This is a genomic window from Aeromicrobium sp. (assembly GCF_032084975.1).
GTDB lineage: Bacteria > Actinomycetota > Actinomycetes > Propionibacteriales > Nocardioidaceae > Aeromicrobium.
In genome coordinates this window covers 1-2,128 of the sequence record NZ_DAMDLR010000151.1, presented here as the reverse complement: position 1 = coordinate 2,128, position 2,128 = coordinate 1, and the positions used below count along the sequence as shown (strand labels likewise).

At 73.2% G+C, this 2,128-nt stretch carries 3 protein-coding genes and 1 pseudogene; all 4 read left to right on the top strand.

All coding sequences use genetic code 11. The features are described from left to right. Positions 1-212 (top strand): annotated as a pseudogene (locus RT323_RS16560) (acetylornithine transaminase); the annotation flags it as partial. After that, positions 209-1,141, top strand: a complete 933-nt coding sequence (argF, locus tag RT323_RS16555) for an ornithine carbamoyltransferase (protein ID WP_313410388.1) — start codon at positions 209-211, stop codon at positions 1,139-1,141. The pseudogene RT323_RS16560 and the gene argF, both read left to right, overlap by 4 nt. 14 nt (positions 1,142-1,155) lie before the next feature. Next, positions 1,156-1,665 (top strand): arginine repressor, encoded by a 510-nt coding sequence (locus tag RT323_RS16550; protein WP_313410386.1) that lies wholly within the window; start codon positions 1,156-1,158, stop codon positions 1,663-1,665. After that, the coding region (locus RT323_RS16545; protein WP_313410384.1) for a lyase family protein at positions 1,658-2,128 on the top strand (471 nt) is incomplete at its 3' end. The genes RT323_RS16550 and RT323_RS16545, both read left to right, overlap by 8 nt.

Sequence of the window (2,128 nt, the reverse complement as noted above, 5' to 3'; positions counted from 1 at the left end):
AGTCCGTGACCGGGCGCGGGCTGCTGCGGGGCGTCGTCCTGACCGAGCCGCGCGCGGCCGAGGTGCAGGCCGCCGCGCTCGACGCCGGGCTCATCATCAATGCGCCGACACCCGGGCGATTGCGACTGGCGCCACCGCTCGTGCTCACCGAGGACGAGGCAGCGCACGCGATCTCCTCCCTGGGCGCCGTCCTGGACGAGGTGATGGCATGACCACGCAGCCGCGGCACTTCCTGCGCGACGACGACCTGAGCCCGGCCGAGCAGGCCGAGGTGCTGGCGCTCGCCGCCGAGCTCAAGGCCGAGCCGTACTCGCGGCGCCCGCTGGCCGGCCCGCAGTCGGTCATCGTGCTGTTCGACAAGTCCTCGACCCGCACGCGCGTGTCGTTCACCGTCGGCGTCGCCGACCTCGGCGGCAACCCCGTCGTCATGGACACGGGAGTCACGCAGGTCGGGCGGGGTGAGCCGGTCGCCGACACGGCCCGCGTGTTCGGTCGCATGGCCAGCGCGATCGTCTGGCGCACGTACGCGCAGGAGGGACTCGAGCAGATGGCGCAGTTCGCCGGCGTGCCGGTGGTCAACGCCCTGTCCGACGACTTCCACCCCTGCCAGATCCTGGCGGACTGGCAGACCGTCATCGAGCACAAGGGCTCGCTCGCGGGCCTGACCGTGGCCTACGTCGGCGACGGCGCCAACAACATGGCGCACTCGTACCTGCTCGGCGGCGCCACCGCCGGGATGCACGTGCGGATCGGGGCGCCCCAAGGCTTCTGGCCCGACACCGAGATCGTCAACGACGCCGAGCGCATCGCCGCCGGCACCGGGGGATCGGTGACGGTCGTGGCGGATCCCGGGGCCGCGGTCTCGGGTGCCGACGTCGTCATCACCGACACGTGGGTCTCGATGGGCCAGGAGGACGAGAAGGCCGAGCGCGTCGCGCTGTTCGGCGACTACTCGGTGACGTCCGAGCTGATGGCCCGGGCCGCGCCCGACGCGATCGTCCTGCACTGCCTGCCCGCGTACCGCGGGCTCGAGATCGCCGCCGACGTGATCGACGGCCCGCAGTCGGTCGTGTGGGACGAGGCCGAGAACCGCGTGCACGCCCAGAAGGCGATCCTGACCTGGCTGCTGGAACGACGATGACGGCAGGACCGCGCATGATCCCCGGCACGAAGGCGGCCCGCCAGCAGCTCATCATCGACCTGCTGGGCACGAGCGACGTCCGTTCGCAGGGCGAGCTCGTCGAGCTGCTGCGCGGGCGTGGCGTCAGCGCGACGATCTCCACGGTCTCGCGCGACCTCGACGAGCTGGACGCCGTCCGGGTCCGCCAGGGCGACGGTGCCCTCGTCTACGCGGTCCCGGCCGAGGGTGGCGACCGCACCCCCCGGGCGGCTTCGGACTCGTCCGCGGCGCAGACGCGGCTCCAGCGGCTGCTGCGCGAGCTGCTCGTGTCGGCGGACTCCTCGGCCAACCTCGTCGTGCTCCGCACCCCGCCCGGTGCCGCGCAGTTCCTGGCCTCGGCGATCGACCACGTCCAGATGACCGAGTCACTGGGCACGATCGCCGGGGACGACACCGTCATGCTCATCTCGCGCGACCCCCTCGGCGGGGAGGCCCTCGCCGCCCACCTGACCTCCCTCGCCCGTAAGGTGCCCACCGATGACTGACTCTCCCGACCTGACGCCCGCCGTGCCCGGATCCACCGACGTCGAGGCCGGCGACTCCCGCCTGTGGGGCGGCCGCTTCGCGTCCGGCCCCTCGCCCGACCTGACCGAGCTGTCCCGCTCGACGCACTTCGACTGGCGGCTGGCGCCCTACGACCTCGCCGGGTCACGGGCGCACGCGAAGGTCCTGCACTCGGCCGGACTGCTCTCGGACGCCGACCTGGCGGCCATGATGGACGGCATCGCCGCACTGGACGGGGACGTCCGTTCGGGCGCCTTCCGCCCCGAGCCCGGTGACGAGGACGTCCATTCCGCGCTCGAGCGCGGCCTGATGGAGCGACTCGGCCCCGACCTCGGCGGCCGCCTGCGCGCGGGCCGCTCCCGCAACGACCAGGTCGCGACGCTGTTCCGCGCCTACCTGCGCGACCACGCCCGTCAGGTGGCGTCGCTGCTGCGCGAGCTGGTC

Coding starts and splice junctions, on each gene's coding strand:
- RT323_RS16550 (WP_313410386.1), top strand. CDS start 1,156: ATGATCCCCGGCACGAAGGCGGCCCGCCAGCAGCTCATCATCGACCTG.
- argF (WP_313410388.1), top strand. CDS start 209: ATGACCACGCAGCCGCGGCACTTCCTGCGCGACGACGACCTGAGCCCG.